Source organism: Veillonella sp. (assembly GCF_015058545.1).
GTDB lineage: Bacteria > Bacillota > Negativicutes > Veillonellales > Veillonellaceae > Veillonella_A.
The window spans coordinates 16,773-35,572 of the sequence record NZ_SVCB01000073.1 but is presented as its reverse complement, the minus strand read 5'-3'; the positions used below and the strand labels follow the sequence as shown (position 1 = coordinate 35,572).

Here is an 18,800-nt window from a genome sequence, read left to right as displayed (position 1 = left end):
TCCTCCTCTTCTCCCCACCGCCAAAAGCAATGGCGAAGGAGTAGACGTTCTTTTTATGTTATAAAGTGTTTATGGTAGTATTCTCCCTCAATACACAATAATTTTGGTGAATTGAGCAAATTATCTCGCAGAACAAGTATTTAATTGCGTTAACCGGCAGAAAAATTCGGATTCCATCTAGTAGATAACCGTTGCCGAAGATGGCGAGTTAAGTGTTTGGGCGATGAAAAAAAGATTGGCTCGAATAGCTTTAATTGAAGTTATGTTATTTAAGCGAGTGAGGCTGGGGTAGAGGCTCTATGAAATTAAAAAGAAGGTTTACGTTATTGGCGTTTATGGCGTTGGTGATATTTGAGCGAGATAACATATAATAATAGGTACTGTGATATAAACAATGAAAAAGAAGGTCTACTCCAAAGGGGTCCCCTTGATGTGAAACAGCGGGGAAGGGAGTAGACCTTCTTTTTCATGTTAGTAATGTGTTACATTGATTAATTCTCGCTCAAATAGGAGAGCGGGTATTGGAAAGCGTAAACCTTCTTTATATTAAAGGGTTTATTTAGCTCACTCGCTTAAATATAGTCTCTTTATTAGCTCGTCGAGCCAATCCTTTTTCGAGCAGTACACTTAGTTTGCTTCTTCGGCAACCGTTATCGTTACTTTGGAACCGAATTTTTTTGCCATCGCTTTATTACTTCCTGGGTTTAATTGATCAACCACCAAAATTAACCCCGACGCATTTTTATTTGGCACGGCGGATAATATGGATCCGGTCGGCTCCTGCTGGTTATAGTAGTAAGCCGCTTCGGTTTGCAGTTTGCCCAGTTCAATTTCGTTCATAACGCCTGTTGTTACTTGGGTATTGCTACGCAAATCGCTATCTTTAGAGAACGCAAGGGCGGCGCCTAATTTTTTAACATCATTTTCGTCTTTTAAGGCGGCTACCAGTTTATTGTCCTGCCAGTACATGGCACCGTGGGTGCGGAATACGTATTCTTTGCCGAAGGTTTGCTCAATCAAAGTGAGCATTTTATTTTCTACCTGTTGATGGAGAATTTTTTCACGCAAAGCTACGGCAGCATCACTGTTGGTTACGCGATACATGATTTCTGTTGCTTCCGCGCGGGTAATGTATTTTTCAGGATTAAACAATAAACGCGGCTGGTAATGGAGAAAACCCAAGGCCGCCAGTTCACGAACGGCGGTTTGCGCCCAAGGGGCAATGAATTTCTGGTCGTTGTAATGAACGGCGTCAATAGCAGTCTGGTCGTCGGTGGTATAGCCTAAGTAGTGAATATAATTATCCGCCACCACAGCGAATTCCTGGCGCGACATGAATTGTTCCGGACGATAGGTATTATCGCCATAGCCGCTGATAAGGTTCAGCTGAGCCACTCGTTCAATGGCATTGGCGGACCAGCGGTCGGAGGTAATGTCTTTGAAGGAACTGGAGAGCATGACGGAGGACTCGCCGGAAATTAAATTACTGAATAAGGAGGCCACTTCTTCACGACTGATTGGTTTTTCGGGGCGGAAGGTATTATCGTTGTAACCGGAAATCAACTGCTGGTTAGTCATAACCGCAATGGCCTTGGCAGCCCAATAATCTGCCGGAATGTCTTTAAAGGTATATTTACGAGCCTCTTCAAAAACAGTAGGAGCAGTTGTGGCCATGTCAAATTTAAACGGTTTATAGGTGCCGGGAGTGACTTGTGAGTTGGCAGACGCTTTTGTATTAGCGGTTGCTTGATTAGATTTTGCAGCTGCAGTTTGGTTAGCAGAAGCTTTAGTGACAGGTACTTCTTCGGGGGTAGCCGTGGCGGTTACAACAGAGTCTGCTTTAACCTCGGCGGCTTTTTCAGCTTCCGCTGCTTTAGCGGCCTCACCCACCGCTTGAGCCGTGTTGTTCGTGGTGTAATATTTTAAGGCCAATGGGCTGAATGTTGTTTCGTTGCTCGCGGATTCTTTGACAACACGAACAGGGGTATAATCGTCGCTTACGGCATCATCGGGACCGGTTACCGTTACGGTGCCGGCCTGAGCCACAGCGCCGGTGAGCACGAGGGCACAAAGTACGGCAAGAGACTTTGTGGTAAAAAATTTAGACATGGTACTCCTCCAAAATTGGGTTTTATAAATTACTTTAGATTTACTTTAAACGGATTAAAACGTAGCTAGGTACCCTGGAAGTTAGGTTACCTAGCTGTTTTAGTGTATGTTAAAAATTGTAAGTTGAAATATATTTATGTAATTATTGTGCTTTCGGTTTGAAAACTATAATATTTTCCACTTGATAGAATTCAGTGGTATGTTGGCTGAGCGGTGTTTTTAAAAAGTCCGCTTTATATTTCTTCGGCACGAAGATAAAGTAATCCGTTTGACCTTGAGTGGCTTTTACCGTATCCGCTTCAGACAGCACGGGCATTACATTTTTGCCCTTATCCCAGATGGTTTCCTCGTCCGGATCCGGTATGATTTGCGTTACCGAATGGCCCGTGTAATACACGAGGGATGTGCGATAATCGCGATAGTAGTACATCTGCGTAGTTGGCCGTAAGGCTAAGGTATCGGCCAGTTTTTCAGTAGAAGCATCGTCCACAATCGGCGGTAAAGCACAGAGCAATAATACATAGAGAATGCTGGTGCTTATGGCCACGGCTTTTATACTTCGGCAGATATGGGGCCTGATAAGAGCGTATAAAAGAGGCAAGGCACAGAGCACGGCACCGATACTTAAGGCCATGCTAAGTTGTGACGGATCCACATCCGGTTGGGTGCGAATACCAAACCAAACACCGATGATGGCGATAGCCACTAAGAACAAGGCCGGCAATAGGACGAGCAGGTTTTTGCTATACGATTTTGTTTGCTGCGGGAGCCAACAGAAATCGCTGTCCGGTGCCATGGCGATAACCTTAACTTCGCGGGGTGGGATATTTCGCAAAAGATGGCCTTTTAAACGAATATAGCCTTGCGCCGTCAAGATGATAAACGGAATGATACACAAGAATGTGTAGGTAATATACTTGGTGGCCATGAGATTGTAAAAAATAAATACGCCGAGCCCCCAAGTTAGGAGATATTTGAACCAAGAATTGCGTTCACCATAGATGAGTTCGTAAATCGTGAGGCCTGTCCACGGTAATAGGGACACGGGCCAAAGCACAAAGTACATAAACCACCAGTTTTGCTCCGGATGTTCCGGTATTGTGGCACGAACTACATTATGGAGGCCCAAGAACTCTTCGATGAAGGCCATGCCGTGGTAGCTGTACATCAGGATGTACCAAGGCAACGCGACGACCGCAAAGGCGAGCAGGCCCAATGGGTGGAACAAGCGTTGCCACGTGAGTGTATCACGCTGGAAAAGAGCGACATAGGCTATGAGAATAATGCCGGGTAGGACGAGGCCGACCGGCCCTTTTGTCAAAACGGCAAGGCCCGCGGAGGCGTAGGCCAGTATCATATGACGACGCACTTGCCGGCCTCTGAGACCTAAATAAGCAAAGTAGAGAATTCCTTGGGTGAATAGAAATAAATAACCATCCGTCAAAATGGCATGACTGATATACCAAAATTCTAACGAAGTGCCCAGCATAATGGCACACCACAACGCTAAATCGCGACGCTTAGCAATGAGGCGCATGCCATAATACATAAACATGCCGTTCAGGGCGGCACAAAGGATGAACGGCAGGCGCGCCGCAAAATCCGATATGCCGAAGAGGCTGAAGGAGGCCATTAAGAGCCAGTAGGTGAAAATCGGTTTGTCATACCAGTACTCATCGTAAATCATGGGAGACAGATAGCTTTGATGTTGCAGCATATTGACGGCACTTAAGGCATAATTGGATTCTACCGTGTCGGTAATCGGAAAGTTCCAGGCGAAGAGCCCGTAGGCGAATAAGAGCCAGATTCCGATGGCCGATAGGTAGAGATAATCTCGGCGCGTGAAAGGTGTTGCAAACATGGCTGAAGACTCCTTAATTAATTCTTAGCAGTATCAGTAGTGGAGTCGGCATTGTCGGTAACCAAGAAAACGTGAACCTTGTTGCCGAACGCATTACGGATGGAATCATTCATATAATCAAAACCTTTGTCGACGCGGACAATAAGCTGATTGTGAGCTACGCTCGGATAAGCACCCAAGATAGTGCCGGCCGGCTGTTTTTGAGCGTAGAACGTACGGAAGTTGTTTTCAATACGGTCATATTCAGCCTGGCTGTATTGGGTTGTTTCTAAATGAACACGATTAGCCAATGTTTCGCTAGCCAGTTTATCTTTGTCGTTTTTAGCTAAAATGTCTTCGAATTGAGCAAGATCGTCATCGCTCTTGAAGGCTACATGCAATACATCATTTTGCCAATACATTACGCCGTAGTTTTGGAAATTGCCCGGTGTTTTGTAGAGGTTGTTTAATTTTTTGAAAACTTTATTTTCAAGATCAGACTGTGCTTCTAATTCGCTGGTCTTTTTGGCGGTTACATTACCGGTGGTAGTGTTTTTGGTGGTGGTAGCTGTTTTGTCGCCGGTTGCGCTGCTCACAGTTTTAGCATTGGTATCGATCGCTTTAGTGCTTGTTGCCGGAGAGACGGTCATACCTTTTTCAATGCGGAATAACATGGCCACTGCTTCGGCACGGGTGATGTCTTCCGTTGGACGGAAGTAGTTGTCGTCACCGCCGGAAGCGATGATGCCACGGCTGGCCAACGTGGTAACGGAGGATTTATAATCGCTGTCGATTTTCTTTTCATCCGGGAAGTTCACTTCGTCAGGCGCTACCACGATATTTGGTTTATATTCTTTAGCTTTCGTTTTGCTCTTAATGGAAGCCACGGTCAGTTCGTCTTTGTAAGCTAAATATTCAGCGGCGGTCTGAGCGAATTCTTCACGAGTTAAAGTCTCCTGATTTTTGAAAGGCGCGAGCAATTCTTCGCCGGTCACATCTTTAACAGTAGTGGTGTTTTTAGTGTTCTTTTTGTTTTGGCTGCTTTTAGCTGCTTTGGCAGCTTGCTGTGCTTTGTCATAAGCGATGAGCTTGTTGTAAAGCGCGGCTGCATCGGCAGTTTTTAAAGCATCATCCGGTTTGAATTCGCCTTGACCGTTGCCGGATAAGATACCATCCTCAAGCATCACGTTGATTGGTACGGCAGCCCAATGATTTTTTACATCTTTAAAACCTTTGGCTTCTTCCGCAGCAGCATTGGCGGCGGCTTTTTCATTCATCGTTTCAACTAATTGCGCCTTTTCTTTATCCGCTTCGGTTAATGCTTTAGTTTGAACGGTCGAAGTAGTGGCAGTCGTTACCGTGTCAATGGAATCGCTATCCGTTGCGGTTGTTGTTACGGCAGCCGTTGTGGCGGTAGACGCGGTAGTGCTGTCCGCATCGGCGGCCAAGCCGGTGTAGGTAGTTGTTGTTAAAAGTGTAGCCACGAGAACGGCTAAACGTAAAGAACGTGATGTCATAAGTGAGACCCCTTTCTGATACAGGTTGTTAAAATAACGGTTTTCACCTTGATAAAGTATGTACTTTATTATTGATTTTACGAATACTAAAAAAAATACCCTTAATACATTGATTATATCACGAACCACGGGGCCTTTAAAGAGATAAAGGGGCGGTTTAGCGTTAATGAGATTCACTATTCAAATAATTACGTTCTGTATACAAATATTTTACTAAATCCTATTTCAAGCATTCGTAAAATGCATATGACATAGGGCGTTTGCCAATATCGCAATTCTTTGGACAATACATTTGTTATTCTATATAATAAGGGTGATGATTTCCGTGCGAATATACAATATAGACCGTTTAATGTTGAAAAAAATGGGAAGTATACGCAAGTGTGGGTAATCTAGTAAGTGTAAGTACGTAGGAAAGTTGAGGATGTGAGGAAATGAAAATTCATTTATTTTCACAATGTTTGATTGACATGTTTTATCCCCACGTGGGGATGGCCGGCGTACAGGTATTAGAACGTTTAGGTTGCGATATTACCGTACCTAAAAAGCAAGTATGCTGCGGACAGATGTTCGTGAACTCCGGGTATAACGATGCGGCTAAAGGGGCTATCAAGAATACTATTGAAGTCTTCGAAAACGCAGAGTATATCGTGAGTATGTCCGGTTCTTGTGCCTTTGCCATTCGTGACGAATACCGTCATATTTTGGCCGACGAACCTGAATGGATGGCCCGTGCCGCCAAAGTCAGCGAACGCATCTATGAATTCACCGAATTTATCGTGAATGTATTAGGCGTAACTGACGTAGGAGCTACATTTAACGACAAAGTTACGTACCACAAATCTTGTCACGTAACTCGTCTCATGGGTATCAAAGAACCACCTATGAAATTATTGGAAAATATTAAAGGTCTAGAATATTTACCAATGAATCGCGCGGAAGGCTGCTGTGGTTTCGGTGGTACGTTTACCGTAAAACAGCCTGAAATTTCTGCTGTTATGACTCGCGAAAAAGCAATGAATATTTACAATTCCGGCGCTAATGTAGTAGCCGGTGGTGACCAAGCTTGTCTCATGAATATTGAAGGTATGCTTGATCGCCTTTATAAAGACGGCGAAATCGACCGTCGCATTAAAGTAATGCACATTGCGGAATTATTGAATTCCCGCTAGTCGTTAGGAGGAACTGAACATGGCTATTTTATACGATGAACGCCCGTTTAAAAAACGTGTTGAGGATGTTCTTGCCAATGACTTTAAGGTAAAGGCCATCCAAAAAGCGCAAGATGTATTCTATGCAAAACGTAAAGCGTTGGTTGATCAAGTACCTGAATGGGAAGACTTCCGTGAAGAAGCGGCTGAACTTCGCGATCATGTATTAAGCAACCTCGACTATTATTTGAATCAGTTTGCTGAAAACGCTACTAAAGCCGGTGCAAAAGTGCACTTTGCTCATACAGCGGAAGAAGCAAATGAATATGTTATGGAAGTAGTTCGTGCCAAAAACGCCAAAATGGTCGTAAAAGGTAAAACTATGGTGTCCGAAGAAATCAGCCTTAACGAAGCATTGATGAAAGAAGGCGTGGAAGTTAACGAAACTGACTTGGCCGAATTCATTTTGCAGACAGCTGACTGGAATCCACCATCCCATATCGTAGTACCGGCATTGCACTTTGCTCGTGGTCGTATTCGTGAAACGTTCCACGACAAATTAGGCTATGAAGGTACCGAAGATCCGGAAGAAATGACTCGTTTCGTACGTAAACGTATTCGCGACCGTTTCTTGCGCGCCGACATCGGCTTCACCGGCTGTAACTTCGCCGTAGCCGAAACCGGTACTATTACTATCGTATCCAATGAAGGTAACGGTCGTATGAGTAGCTCCATGCCTAAGACTATGATTTGTCTCATGGGTATGGAACGTCTTGTACCTGACTTTGCCGGTCTTGATATTATGATGGAACTCTTAATTCGCTCCTCCGTAGGTGCTAAGATTTCCAACTACTTCTCCATGATTACCGGTCCTGCTAAACCTGGTGAAGCAGACGGTCCTGAAGAACTTCACATCATTATTATCGATAATGGTCGTTCCAATATTTTGGGCGGCGAATTCAACTCCATGCTTCGTTGTATCCGTTGCGGCGCTTGTATGAATATCTGTCCGGTATATCGTCATATCACCGGTCATGCATACGGCTCCATCTATCCGGGGCCAATGGGTGCGGTATTGACTCCATTATTGGTTGGTTATGAAAAAGCGGGCGATTTGCCATACGCTTCCACTTTGTGCGGCGAATGTTGGGAACATTGTCCGGTTAAGATTCCGCTCCATGAATTACTTTTGAAACATCGCGTAAACATTGCCGACAAAGCTCATCTTCGTCCGGCAGCAGAAGAAGCTATTTTCAAAACAGTGGCTACTGTATTCAGTAATTCCTTCCTCTTCGACTATGGTACTAAGTTAGGTGCCATCGGCATGAAACTTATGAGTAAAAACGGTAACATGGCCGATTGGACTAAATTATTGCCGGTTGTTGGCGGCTGGATGAAAGCGAAAGAAATGGGTACATTAAAACTCAAGAAATTCCGCGATGTATATGCTGAATATGAAGCTAGCAAACGTAAGTAAGGAGACAAGACAATGGATGATGTAAAACGTAAAGCATTTTTTAGCCGTATTTCTCATGCGTTGGGTCGTAAAGAGATTCCTACTTTCGTAGCACCGTATCCTTATGAAAAAGGACCTCAAGAGGCAATGTACTCCGACCTTTCCCACGAACAAGTTGTAGATATGTTCAAAGTGGAATGTGAAAAAGTAGGTACTAAATTTGTAACTACTGATGAAGCGCATGTAGTCGAAACAATCTTAAATGAAATTGAAGCACGCGGCGGCGGTAAAGTAATTTATCCTTGCTGCGAAGAAGCTGAAAAATTCCAATTGAAAGAAAACTTTGATAAGGTAAATAAAGAAGGTACCACCTTCTATCAATGGAATCCGTCGGCCGGTCGTCAAGCTAATATCGACGAAGCTAAAGTAGCTGAAATCGGTGTTACATTCCCAATCTTGGGGATTGCCGAAACAGCAACTGTTATTCAACCAAGCTTTGAAGCCAGTGGCCGTTCCATCGGTTTATTGCCACTTTGTCACATTGCGGTTATCCGCACTTCTGACATCGTGCCTCGCATGACGCAGTCTATGCGTGCTCTTACCAAAGTATATAAAGAAAATCCTGAAGGGTTCCCATCCAATGTGGTTCACATTTCAGGTCCTTCCAACACAGCCGATATCGAATTGGTTCGTGTAGTAGGGGTTCATGGTCCTATCAATGTAACGTTTATTCTCGTTGACTAGGTAAGGAAATGTCCGACGCCAAAAGCACACACTGTGCCCTATGACGTCGGACTTTTTTACAGACTAATATTAGTCAAAACATTTTATATTTTGATATTATTAAATATGTTGATAAGAATTTTTGGCTATATTCGTCAATACGCATTTTATATGGATACTCATTGGGTGAAGTGTGATTGATAATATATCGAAAAAATTTGAACGTTTTTCTATTAAAAAAGTAGGAATTTAAAAAGAGTTATGATATAATATCAGTGTCACATTCACAATTGAATACAGTAAGGAGGAAATAAAGTGGATATTCCATTTTTCCAAGAGTTTTTAATGGTTAGCAATCCGATGACAATCGGTATTCTAATCTTGTTTGTTGCAATGTTGGGGTTTGTATATTACTTACAACGTCGCCAAACAGCCTTTGGTAACCTTGTTATCATCGGTACTTTATTAGGGGCCGTTTTGGGCTTCATCGTGCAGTTCATTGCACAATTCCCGGACGATCCAATGAAGGTCGTATACATTAAGGAAAGTACTAAATGGTTCTCCTTAATCGGTGGCGGGTTTATTGATTTAATCCGTATGCTCGTTATTCCATTGGTATTTATTTCCATTATTCATGTTATTTTGCACATGGAACGCGGCGCTGACTTGAAAAAATTAGTTAGCTCCACAGCTTTCGTAGCCTTAGTAATGGTAGCTATCGCTGCTGTTGTAGGTCTTGTGCTTGGTTCCGTAACTCATTTGGGTGAAGGTATTGCTGCCGGCGGTGCCCCTGCCAAGATGCGTGAAGTAAAACCTGTTGTTGATACCTTGCGTGCCTTGATTCCGAATAACCCAATCAGCGCTATGGCGGAAACTAACGTTATCGCCGTTGTAGTATTTGGCGTTATCATTGGCGGTATTGCTCGTTTGATTAAACAAACCGGTACCGACAAACTTGAATTGGTTACTAAATTATTTGATGAATTACACCTCATTATTTCTTGGGTGGCAGATTTCATCATCGGTCTTATGCCTTACGGCGTATTGGGCTTGTTGGCAACAACATTGGCTCAAAAAGGCTTCCAAGCGATTGCCGACATGGGTCTTTTCATCGTATTGATCTACGTTGGTGTCGTGATTATGTTGATTGTACAGGCTGTACTTTTGACAATCTTCGGCGTAAGCCCAATTATGTACTTCCGTAAAGCAAGAGCACCATTGTTCTTAGCTTTCACATCCCGTTCCAGTATGGGTGTATTGCCGTTAACGGTAGATACCTTGACTAAACGTTTAGGCGTTAACGCCGCTACTGCTAATACAGTAGGCAGCTTCGGTACTACTGCCGGCATGCAGGGTTGTGCCGGTGTATTCCCGGCTTTATGTATCGTATACATTGCGAACGTAGCCGGTGTACCGCTTGATATGACCATGTATGTTATGAGTGTTATCGTAATCGCTTTAGGTTCCATCGGTATTGCCGGTGTACCTGGTACAGCCACTATGGCTGCATCCGTATCCTTGTCCGGTACCGGCCTTGGCGCGTTCTTCAGCTCCATCTCCCCAGTATTGGCTATCGACCCAATCATCGATATGGGTCGTACCATGCTTAACGTAAGTGGTTCTATGACCAATGCCATCGTTGTAGATAAACTTATGGGCACTTTCGACCAGGAAGCATTTAATGATACTTCCACCATCGACCGCCCGGTAAGCAATAAAACCGGTGGCGACACAGAAGTTGCTTAAGCAAAAGAAGTAAATTGTAGCATCGACAAAATGTTATAAGCATACAAAGAAAACCTCGGCAGAGATATCTGTCGAGGTTTTTTGCTGTGTAAAAATATAGATTAATAAACGATGAGGAAAATTTTCGATATGAAATTCGACGCTATAAATCCCTTTACAATCAATAGGAGTTAAAATTCAAAAAACGCATTATTTATCTTATTGTATAGCATACTTTATTATGATAAAATTTTAGTATGCATGAGCTTTTCATGAACATATTTTGTTGTTTGTTTATATTGGCTGGGATTAGGTATAGGAGGCCATATAGACAGAAAGGATGTGTCCTGTGGGGAAATCAAAAACGGGCAAGAAACATTTAAAACTTAGCAAGAAAATTATGTTGGCATTGATGGCAGTTAGTTTAACAGGGGGCGTGTACTTTAGCTATAGTCAGCCGGTATTGGCAGCTGATGCAAGTAAAGTTACAACGATTACTAGTGGTACGCATTATGGTGTTGTAGGAGGAATAAAAGAGCATTTCACAGGTAATGAAAATAAGAGTATTCAAGCACCGGTAAATACAACGATTGCTATTTCCGGAGGAACTCTAGCCAAGGAAATTAAAGAAGCTGATGGTGTTGAATTGAGCCGATCTGTGATTGGTGGGCATTATATTACGGCGTTTCATACTTTTGAAGGAGACGTAACAGGCACTACTGAAAATACAAATGTTACGATATCCGGTGGCGATATTACGGCCTTGGTATTTGGTGGATCAGTAGCTCAGCGGACCGGAGTGTATACAGATGAGGGGAAATTGTCTGTTACAGATAAAAATGTGAATTTAACAGTAAAAGGCGGAAAGTTTATTGATAATTACTTGCCGGATAATTTTTCTGAAGAAGATGATGATGCAAATCCATTTAATTATGCCACCGATGCCGTTTTTGCCGGCGCAGCTATAGGTGGTAATACAGAATCAACGATTGATAAAGTTAACATTACCATTGATGGAGGCAATGACACATATATAGGTGCTGTTTTTGGAGGTGGCTTGGCGCAAGCAGGTGGTACAGTTAATGTTTCAGACTCGACTATCAATGTTTATTCCGGCGGTGAATTAGAAATTATTGCCGGCGGTTATGTTGTGGGTGGTCAATTAACGGTGCCGGATAAAGAAAATCTTCAGGAGGCTATACCGGTTGACAGTTCTTTTGAAAATATAGCAGAAGTTGATAATGTAAATACAACTTCTAATGTAAAAAATAGTACTATTAACTTGTACGGTGGTAATGTAGAGTATTTATCTTTGAATGCATATTCTTCGAATAACAATACGCATTTTACAAATAAAATACATGGAAATGTAGATAATGCGACAGTTAATTATTATGGTGGAACTATTGGCGAATTAATGGCTAATGGGACTAAAAAGGATCAAATAAATCTATATAAAGACTTAGAAATAGAATCAGACGGAAACTACGCTTTAGAATTAGTAAATGGGGCGCGTCCGGGCATGGATTATGATTCTAATGAAATGACCATAGATGGTCAAGGTCAATATTCTCTAGATGCAACTGTTGCTGTTAATAATGATGTAGATTATTCTTCCGCTAAATCGGCCACATTGAATTTAAATAATTTAAAAAATTATAATGGCGATTTAGAAGTTTTTAATAAAGGTGAAGTATACATTAAAGACACGCAATCGGCTGTTGGTAATTTTGTTTCGCATGAAGGTGGCGCTATTCATTTTGAAAATGTAAATTCTATTGAAGGTACTGTATCAGGTGATGGTGATATTAATTTCAAAGGAAATATGAACTTTACAGATAAGTTGAATATTGCAGGTTCTGATGTAGCCTTCCTATATGGTAACTATACAGGAACGTATAAATTAAATAATCCTGAGGACGGACATATTTATATTGAAGATCAAGCTCGAGTTAATGTTGTTGATTTTGAAAAAAATATTGTTGGACAGGGACAGTTTACTCTAGGTGAAAAGGCATACTCGTTACAACGGCAGATCAACTTTTTGGTAGTAGTGCTGATGATACTACAATTACTACAAATGGGGATAAAGTATTACCAACGACAATCAGAGATGTTGTAGATGATAAAGTTATCTTTAAAAGTGGTACAGTAGAGATTACTACAGATAAATATTCGTTAGCTTATGCAAAAGAAGCTTTAAAAGCTTTAAAAACTGCGGATGATTATGAGACAACCACATTAACAATGGCAGGATCTTTAGTTGATAAATCTTTAACTCTTTCTGACGTAAGAGAAGCTCAAAACTCTAGTTTGGACTTGTCCTATGATAATACAACTATTAATGTTGATGGTAATAAAAACCTCGTTATCTATGGTAAAGTTCCTGTTAATACAATCGGTCAAGATGGTATTGTTGCTACTGATTCCAGTAATAATAAACAAGGCTTCTCAGCAGGTGTAATCAACTTACAAGCTGGTTCTGAAGGTGTAATTATTACAGGCAATGAAAGTTTAGCACTAGGTGGCCAAGACGGTGGTGATGTAATTTTAGTTGACGGCAAAACTAGTAAAGACCTTAACGTAATTGTAGGTTTAGATGGTTCTGCAGATACAACGGCTAAATTAGTATTGGGTAATAGCAGTGCGAGTGCAACTACAAGTGTAAACTTAACAGGCGCTGTGGCTGTCAATAGTGGCAGTACCTTAGGTGTTGCAAGTAACGCTACAGTCTCTGAAGGGGTAACCTTAAACAACGGTTCGATTGATGCTACTGCCGGTCAATTAAATGCAAGTGTAGCAGTAACAGGTACGGATTCTTCAATTATCGGTAATGTAACAGGTGCATTAAGTCTTGAAGACGAAGATGCCGCTTTAACTGTGGGCTCTGAAGATAAGAATGCAATCGCTAAATTTACCAACGTAAAATTAAACGGTGGTAGTCTCATTCTTGATCCGTCTTGGGATGTAGTGGCTAATGAAGTAGCAGTTGATTTCACTGATGCTGAAGAGGGTACCAATGTTATTGACGGTAAATTATTAGTTGGCCAAAATACCTATGCAACTATTGGTGATGGTAACGATGCGAAAGCTATGTTTGCTAAAACCGGCTTAACATTTGGCGAAGATGCTATTACGGCAGCTCTTTATATTAAAGGCAATCAATCCTTAGGTGATGCCGGTGCTGTTTACATGGATGGCGCTATGACTGATGCAGAATTGCAAGCTACAGCAGCTACTTTGGCAGCCGGTACATTTAGTGCGGCAGATAACTCTGTTACCATGGTTGACGGTAGTGCCATTACTGAAACAGCTGCGTTAAGTGGTGTACAAACAGTAGCCATTGGTGAAGGTGCTAAATTATATGTAGACGATGCCGTAGCAGGTAATACGTACCACATTTTAATTAATGATGGTGAAGCAGAAATCGACGGCGTAGATACAGACAGCTGGACAGATGATAACTTATTGACCAATAAACGCTTAGTTTCCTTAATCGGTGTGGTAAGCGATGATAATACAACGTATAATATCGTAGCAACTTCCAGTTCCGTTAAAGATATTTATGACGGCAAAGTTATTATTGGTGATGTTGTTGATGAAGCTTTCTCCGGTGATACAGATTCTAAAGCTTATCAGTTAGTTAATGCGATTGCTGATGATAAAGTGAATACAACCGAAGCAGCGCAAATTGATGCTTTCAACAGCTTGGGGAATTTAACAGCCTTGAGTGGTGCTACACATAATACGTATACTGTTTCCGGTATTACTCATGAAGCTATTACGGACCATATGTCTTTAGCGAATAATCTTACCCATGATAAAGACGTATGGGCACAGTTAATTCATACTAAAAATTCTGTTTCCGGCTTAGCTATGGGCGGTATGGATGCTGATTATGACAGCAAATTGAACGGTGTTGTAGTCGGTGCTGACTTCTATCATAAAGAAGGTCGTACTTTAGGTGCAGCTTTCACATATGTGAAAGGTGATGTTGATGCTCATACATTAGCTACAACTACTAAAACTGATTCCAAGTTCTACGGCCTTAGCTTGTATGGCGGTATGGAACGTGATGATTATGCTTTAATCGGCGATATCTCCTACTTGAGCGGTAGCAACGATGTAACCCAATATAACAGTGGTAACCGTATTGAAGGTTCGCCGGATACAAAAGCCTTCAGCATTGGTATACGTGCTGAAAAACGCATTGCTCGCGGTGAATCAGCTACGTTGGTACCATATGTAGGCGCTCGTTTCTTACGTATTCAGACTGATGATTATGCAAATAACTTCGGTTTTAACTATGATCAATCGGATAAGAATATGTTCTTAGTACCATTGGGCGTTAAATACAGTGCTAATTTCCAACGTGGTAACTGGAATGTTTTACCGATTGCTGAATTAGGTTATGTTTGGAACTCCGGTCGCAGTGTTGATCAGACTGTAAGCTTTGGCGGCGTATCTAATGGCTTCACCTATGACTTAACCGACCGTGGCAGCTTCATCGGTAAATTAGGTCTTGAAGCATCTAACGGCGATGTTACCTACAGCTTAGGTTATGAATATCAAAAAGGCAGCAGCGTGAAAGCTAATCGCTTCCGTGGCGGCGTAAATCTTAAATTTTAATAGTTGAACTTTATAGTTTAATTGTTAATAGTTAAGTAAAAAGGAAACCACTCTCTTAAAGTGGCTTACGTTCTTAAGAACCGGGCCATTTTGTGGAGAGTGGTTTTTGGTTTGTATATTTAGTTATTAAAATAACTTTTACTTAAAAATATCCAGTTTTGAGAAGCCATTGCGAAGGTTGATAATATCCCATGGCAAGTATTCGGCGATAGAAAGACCTACGAGATTGGTTTCTTTGCTTACATCTTGAAGAATTTGGAAAATTTTAGCTAATGTCATTTCACCAACGGCGTATTCAACCGGGCCTTGATGCGGTTTGTTGCAGAGGAGACTGCGAAAATCGGTAGGGCTCAAAACATCTAAATCCAAATGAACCATAACATGTTCAATCTTATTATTTTTGAGCCATTCTAAAATCGGTTTGCTTGTATTTAACTCACGTGGTGGCAGATATGCCATGGAATGGTCGGCAAGGAACTGTTTTTCATGAGGTAAAAGACCGGTATCGATGAGTCCGGCATAGAGGACTTGGCTCGGTTTAAACGGTGCTTGTACTGTTTTTGCAAAACTAGGGGCACCATGTCCCAATAAGTTGCCCAATACCATGGCGTGTTCGTTGGGATACTCTTTTGGCGTCATAATATCGGGATGGGCATCGAGCCATAGAATCGCCGTATTATTCGGATATTGCTGATGTAAATAATCAAAAGGCACTTGCGAAATGGAGCAGTCACCGCCGATGGTGATAATCTTACTTGGTTGTTTTACGTTCAAAATTTCACGCGCTGCCGCCTGCTGGCTTAATAGGATTTCTTCGGCGAAGACGTCTTTGTTAGGTTGTGCTTCATAAGCGGCTGCCGTGGCTTCTTCGTCAGCTACCGGGATATATGCTTTTTCAGTAGCTGTTGATGTAGGTAATAAAGCGTCCAATACGCGGGCTCCGATTTGGTAATTCGGATTGGCACCGCCCTGCCACTGCGGGTAGACGAGTTGTAACGTTTTGTTCTGTTGATTATTTTTGGGTTTCATAATAAAGCCTCCTTAAGAGTTGATATGGTATAATGAGGGTAAATTATAGTAGATTTTATTCGAGGTGACACCATGTTAATCCCACGCTATATTTTTACCAATGATTTTGTCGATTTAAAGGATATATTTGCGGCGTCCCATCATGTTGAAATGGAACTCAAAGCGGGTGATTTTTTATGGCAGCCGGATGAGTTTGCCCATGTTATTAACTACATCATTTCCGGCGTGGCCAGCACGTATTTAGTCCATGAAACGGGGCGACGTAAGATCATCTCTTATCATGGTGCTGGCACAATCTATCCGGGGTTTCACGAATTAGAGTTTAAAATTGAACATACTTTGGTGACCGAAGCGATTACGCCCATGAAAATATGGCGCTTCACACGGGATGATTTTCGGCAGATGATAGAAGTAAATCCTCAGATTTATCGCTATCTGGTCGATTCTTACGTTCGTTACATTAATCTGCTGCTTTTTGAAACGGCCCATCAAGAATATAATTCGGGTTTCATTAAGGTGTGCAATGTGCTTCTATTGCTTCATAATGCACAGCATGAAATGGGTGAACAAATACTGCTTTTATCCCAAGAGGAGCTGGCAGAACTTGTCGGCATGAGTCGTGTCAATTTGACGCGCCATATCGGGCGCCTTCGTGAAGAAGGGGTTATTGATACGGCCCGTAAACAAATTCGAATCCTTGATTTAGAAACCTTGATGCGGTATTGTTCCGGTGAAACGAGACAAGAGTGAACGACGGTTGCTTTTTTAGAATAAAACATCGGAAACGAATAACATGATATAGTTTTTTCAAAATAACCTGCTCACAAATATATTATATAATTAACATTCATATTAATTCTGCTACATATGATACAAAATAACGGATAAAACTGATATAATGAAAGTAACTTTGGCGCACAAATGTACATTCGGGGAGAAGTGTAGCTGTATGGAGAAGTACAGCTGTATAGAGAAGTGCATTTGTATTTAGCTTAATATGGTTATGGCTAGATGTTAGGTAAGTAAGGAGTGGAGCGTATGAAGCGGTTAGTGTTTTTATGTTTAGCCTTGTGCCTGTTACTGGCGGCAGGTTGTGCACAAGTAACTTCTGAGATTGAGGTTAACTCAGATTTCAGCGGGGAATGGAAGGCTACGATTCAATCACCGGTACCTATCAGTAAGGGCGATTTGTTGAGTGCGGTGACGCAAAATTCAAACGGGCAGACGCCGATTGATATTAGTAAAGTAGAACTTGAAGCCATCGGTCCCGATGGTAAGGAACTAAAAGGGGACAGCGCGACAGTGCAGTCGCAAATGTGGAAATTGGAAGCAAAGTTTGCCAATAAGGATGAACTGGCTAAGATGAGTGCCGCCGTGTTCGGGCGCAATGCTGATGCAAAAACAAATGTTATTTATCCGTACGGCGATGACCCGGATATGTATACCTTTAATTTAGGTAAAGCATCCGGTGCTACGACCATTGAAGTGGATGGCAAAATCGTCAAGGAAAGCATTGGCAAGGGTATTATGAAAGATGATGACACGGTAATTTATGCCGCCGGCGATCCAATCTATTTCCAATTCAAAAAAGGCGGTAACTCCGGTCTTCTTATCGGAGGCGCCCTGGTGATAGTTATTTTGGCAGGCATCGGCTATGTGATTTATCGTCGCCGTCAAACCACGGTATAGGGGAGGGATTGTTATGAAAACGAAACGATATGTAACCTATATGTTGCTGGCTTTGGCTACGGCTTTGATGTTCGTCCTCAGTGGCTGCGGCGGTTTGGGCAGCTCTCAAGACTTTTCGGGCACATGGGGATATATCGGAGCTCCTCAAAAAAATAACTTATTTAATAATGACTTTAGCGATACCTTCTATGTAATTACTATCGAGAAAAAGACAGAACATACCTACACGATTGACAGTAAAGATTATCAGTATAGAACGGAAGGCAAAAGCTTTTTGAATCGTGATGCGTATGTACCGGTTAATCCTTATATGAGTTATATTATATCTTTACCGGAAGGGCCGGATAGTAAGGGAGTATTGCCAAATATAGCTATTAATTATAAATTGATGGATGTAACGGGTAAGAATGCGCCATTAACTATGACGGAACGGGATAATGTTTTATATGTAGATAAAAATGGCCTTGAATATACCTATGATAGTAAAAATGATACTCTGGTAAGTGGGAGCATCGTTTTACAGCGTTTAAAAGACGGTGACATAACTCCGTTGAAAGAAGCAGTGCAAAAGCAGATAAAAGATGATTATCAAAAAAAATATGTTGATACGAATAAATGGAACATTACTCAGTATAACTTTAACGACGATGTTCTAACGCAAAAATAAAAAGAAATGAATATGGACCCAGAGTCCTTATTTATCCTCCCCACCTTAAGTTATAACTAATGCACGGAGGGCGCAGGCTAACGTAAAAAGAACAAGCTTTACTCGTAAGGACTCCGAGTTAATTCCGCACAGTCTTTATAGTAATCAGACATAAATAACGTACTGAGGGAACGGCGTAACGTAGAAAAGACGCAAGGCCTTACTCGTAGACGACTTTGTTCTTGTAGAACCAGGAGTCCGAGAGTAAGGCCTTGCGCCTTTTTTA

General features: G+C 41.9%; 13 protein-coding genes. 9 read left to right on the top strand and 4 right to left on the bottom strand.

The annotated features are described in order from the left end of the window. Positions 1-627 precede the first annotated feature (627 nt). The 3 genes from E7204_RS04815 to E7204_RS04805 all read right to left on the bottom strand — a co-directional run bounded on the left by E7204_RS04815 (position 628) and on the right by E7204_RS04805 (position 5,466). Positions 628-2,109, bottom strand: coding sequence for an S-layer homology domain-containing protein (locus tag E7204_RS04815; protein WP_295182202.1), 1,482 nt, complete (start codon positions 2,107-2,109; stop codon positions 628-630). Between the two features lie 142 nt (positions 2,110-2,251). After that, a complete protein-coding gene (locus E7204_RS04810) occupies positions 2,252-3,970 on the bottom strand; it encodes a glycosyltransferase family 39 protein (RefSeq protein ID WP_295182199.1) in 1,719 nt (572 codons plus the stop codon). 17 nt (positions 3,971-3,987) lie between these two features. Further along, complete coding sequence (locus tag E7204_RS04805; RefSeq protein WP_295182198.1) at positions 3,988-5,466, bottom strand: S-layer homology domain-containing protein; 1,479 nt, start codon at positions 5,464-5,466, stop codon at positions 3,988-3,990. A gap of 434 nt (positions 5,467-5,900) precedes the next feature. Here E7204_RS04805 and E7204_RS04800 point away from each other — a divergent pair, with 434 nt between their 5' ends. From E7204_RS04800 to E7204_RS04775, 6 genes are all read left to right on the top strand, one after another. Beyond that, complete coding sequence (locus E7204_RS04800; protein ID WP_127058967.1) at positions 5,901-6,638, top strand: (Fe-S)-binding protein; 738 nt, start codon at positions 5,901-5,903, stop codon at positions 6,636-6,638. A 19-nt stretch (positions 6,639-6,657) separates the two neighbouring features. Further along, on the top strand, positions 6,658-8,094 hold the full coding sequence (locus tag E7204_RS04795; protein ID WP_021841971.1) for a LutB/LldF family L-lactate oxidation iron-sulfur protein: 1,437 nt from the start codon (positions 6,658-6,660) through the stop codon (positions 8,092-8,094). A 12-nt stretch (positions 8,095-8,106) separates the two neighbouring features. Continuing rightward, positions 8,107-8,817, top strand: a complete 711-nt coding sequence (locus tag E7204_RS04790; protein WP_295182193.1) for a lactate utilization protein C — start codon at positions 8,107-8,109, stop codon at positions 8,815-8,817. A 294-nt stretch (positions 8,818-9,111) separates the two neighbouring features. After that, entirely contained in the window at positions 9,112-10,542 is a 1,431-nt protein-coding gene (locus E7204_RS04785) for a cation:dicarboxylase symporter family transporter (protein WP_295182191.1), read from the top strand. A gap of 328 nt (positions 10,543-10,870) precedes the next feature. Beyond that, a complete protein-coding gene (locus E7204_RS04780; protein WP_295182188.1) occupies positions 10,871-12,643 on the top strand; it encodes a hypothetical protein in 1,773 nt (590 codons plus the stop codon). A gap of 125 nt (positions 12,644-12,768) precedes the next feature. Further along, positions 12,769-15,150 carry an autotransporter domain-containing protein gene (locus E7204_RS04775; RefSeq protein ID WP_295182185.1) on the top strand — a complete coding sequence of 794 codons (2,382 nt, stop codon included), beginning with the start codon at positions 12,769-12,771 and terminating at the stop codon, positions 15,148-15,150. 138 nt (positions 15,151-15,288) lie between these two features. Here the strand turns inward: E7204_RS04775 and E7204_RS04770 are convergent, their stop codons facing one another. Then, positions 15,289-16,179, bottom strand: coding sequence for an arginase family protein (locus tag E7204_RS04770; protein WP_295182182.1), 891 nt, complete (start codon positions 16,177-16,179; stop codon positions 15,289-15,291). A gap of 72 nt (positions 16,180-16,251) precedes the next feature. Between E7204_RS04770 and E7204_RS04765 the strand changes: the two genes are divergently transcribed. The 3 genes from E7204_RS04765 (at position 16,252) to E7204_RS04755 (ending at position 18,535) form a co-directional block, all read left to right on the top strand. Beyond that, positions 16,252-16,929 carry a Crp/Fnr family transcriptional regulator gene (locus tag E7204_RS04765; RefSeq protein ID WP_295182180.1) on the top strand — a complete coding sequence of 226 codons (678 nt, stop codon included), beginning with the start codon at positions 16,252-16,254 and terminating at the stop codon, positions 16,927-16,929. A 288-nt stretch (positions 16,930-17,217) separates the two neighbouring features. Then, positions 17,218-17,868, top strand: coding sequence for a hypothetical protein (locus E7204_RS04760; RefSeq protein WP_295182177.1), 651 nt, complete (start codon positions 17,218-17,220; stop codon positions 17,866-17,868). A 13-nt stretch (positions 17,869-17,881) separates the two neighbouring features. Continuing rightward, positions 17,882-18,535, top strand: a complete 654-nt coding sequence (locus tag E7204_RS04755; RefSeq protein WP_295182174.1) for a hypothetical protein — start codon at positions 17,882-17,884, stop codon at positions 18,533-18,535. Positions 18,536-18,800 lie beyond the last annotated feature (265 nt).

Coding starts and splice junctions, on each gene's coding strand:
- E7204_RS04815 (WP_295182202.1), bottom strand. CDS start 2,109: ATGTCTAAATTTTTTACCACAAAGTCTCTTGCCGTACTTTGTGCCCTC.
- E7204_RS04775 (WP_295182185.1), top strand. CDS start 12,769: ATGGCAGGATCTTTAGTTGATAAATCTTTAACTCTTTCTGACGTAAGA.
- E7204_RS04760 (WP_295182177.1), top strand. CDS start 17,218: ATGAAGCGGTTAGTGTTTTTATGTTTAGCCTTGTGCCTGTTACTGGCG.
- E7204_RS04800 (WP_127058967.1), top strand. CDS start 5,901: ATGAAAATTCATTTATTTTCACAATGTTTGATTGACATGTTTTATCCC.
- E7204_RS04805 (WP_295182198.1), bottom strand. CDS start 5,466: ATGACATCACGTTCTTTACGTTTAGCCGTTCTCGTGGCTACACTTTTA.
- E7204_RS04755 (WP_295182174.1), top strand. CDS start 17,882: ATGAAAACGAAACGATATGTAACCTATATGTTGCTGGCTTTGGCTACG.
- E7204_RS04810 (WP_295182199.1), bottom strand. CDS start 3,970: ATGTTTGCAACACCTTTCACGCGCCGAGATTATCTCTACCTATCGGCC.
- E7204_RS04790 (WP_295182193.1), top strand. CDS start 8,107: ATGGATGATGTAAAACGTAAAGCATTTTTTAGCCGTATTTCTCATGCG.
- E7204_RS04770 (WP_295182182.1), bottom strand. CDS start 16,179: ATGAAACCCAAAAATAATCAACAGAACAAAACGTTACAACTCGTCTAC.
- E7204_RS04795 (WP_021841971.1), top strand. CDS start 6,658: ATGGCTATTTTATACGATGAACGCCCGTTTAAAAAACGTGTTGAGGAT.
- E7204_RS04765 (WP_295182180.1), top strand. CDS start 16,252: ATGTTAATCCCACGCTATATTTTTACCAATGATTTTGTCGATTTAAAG.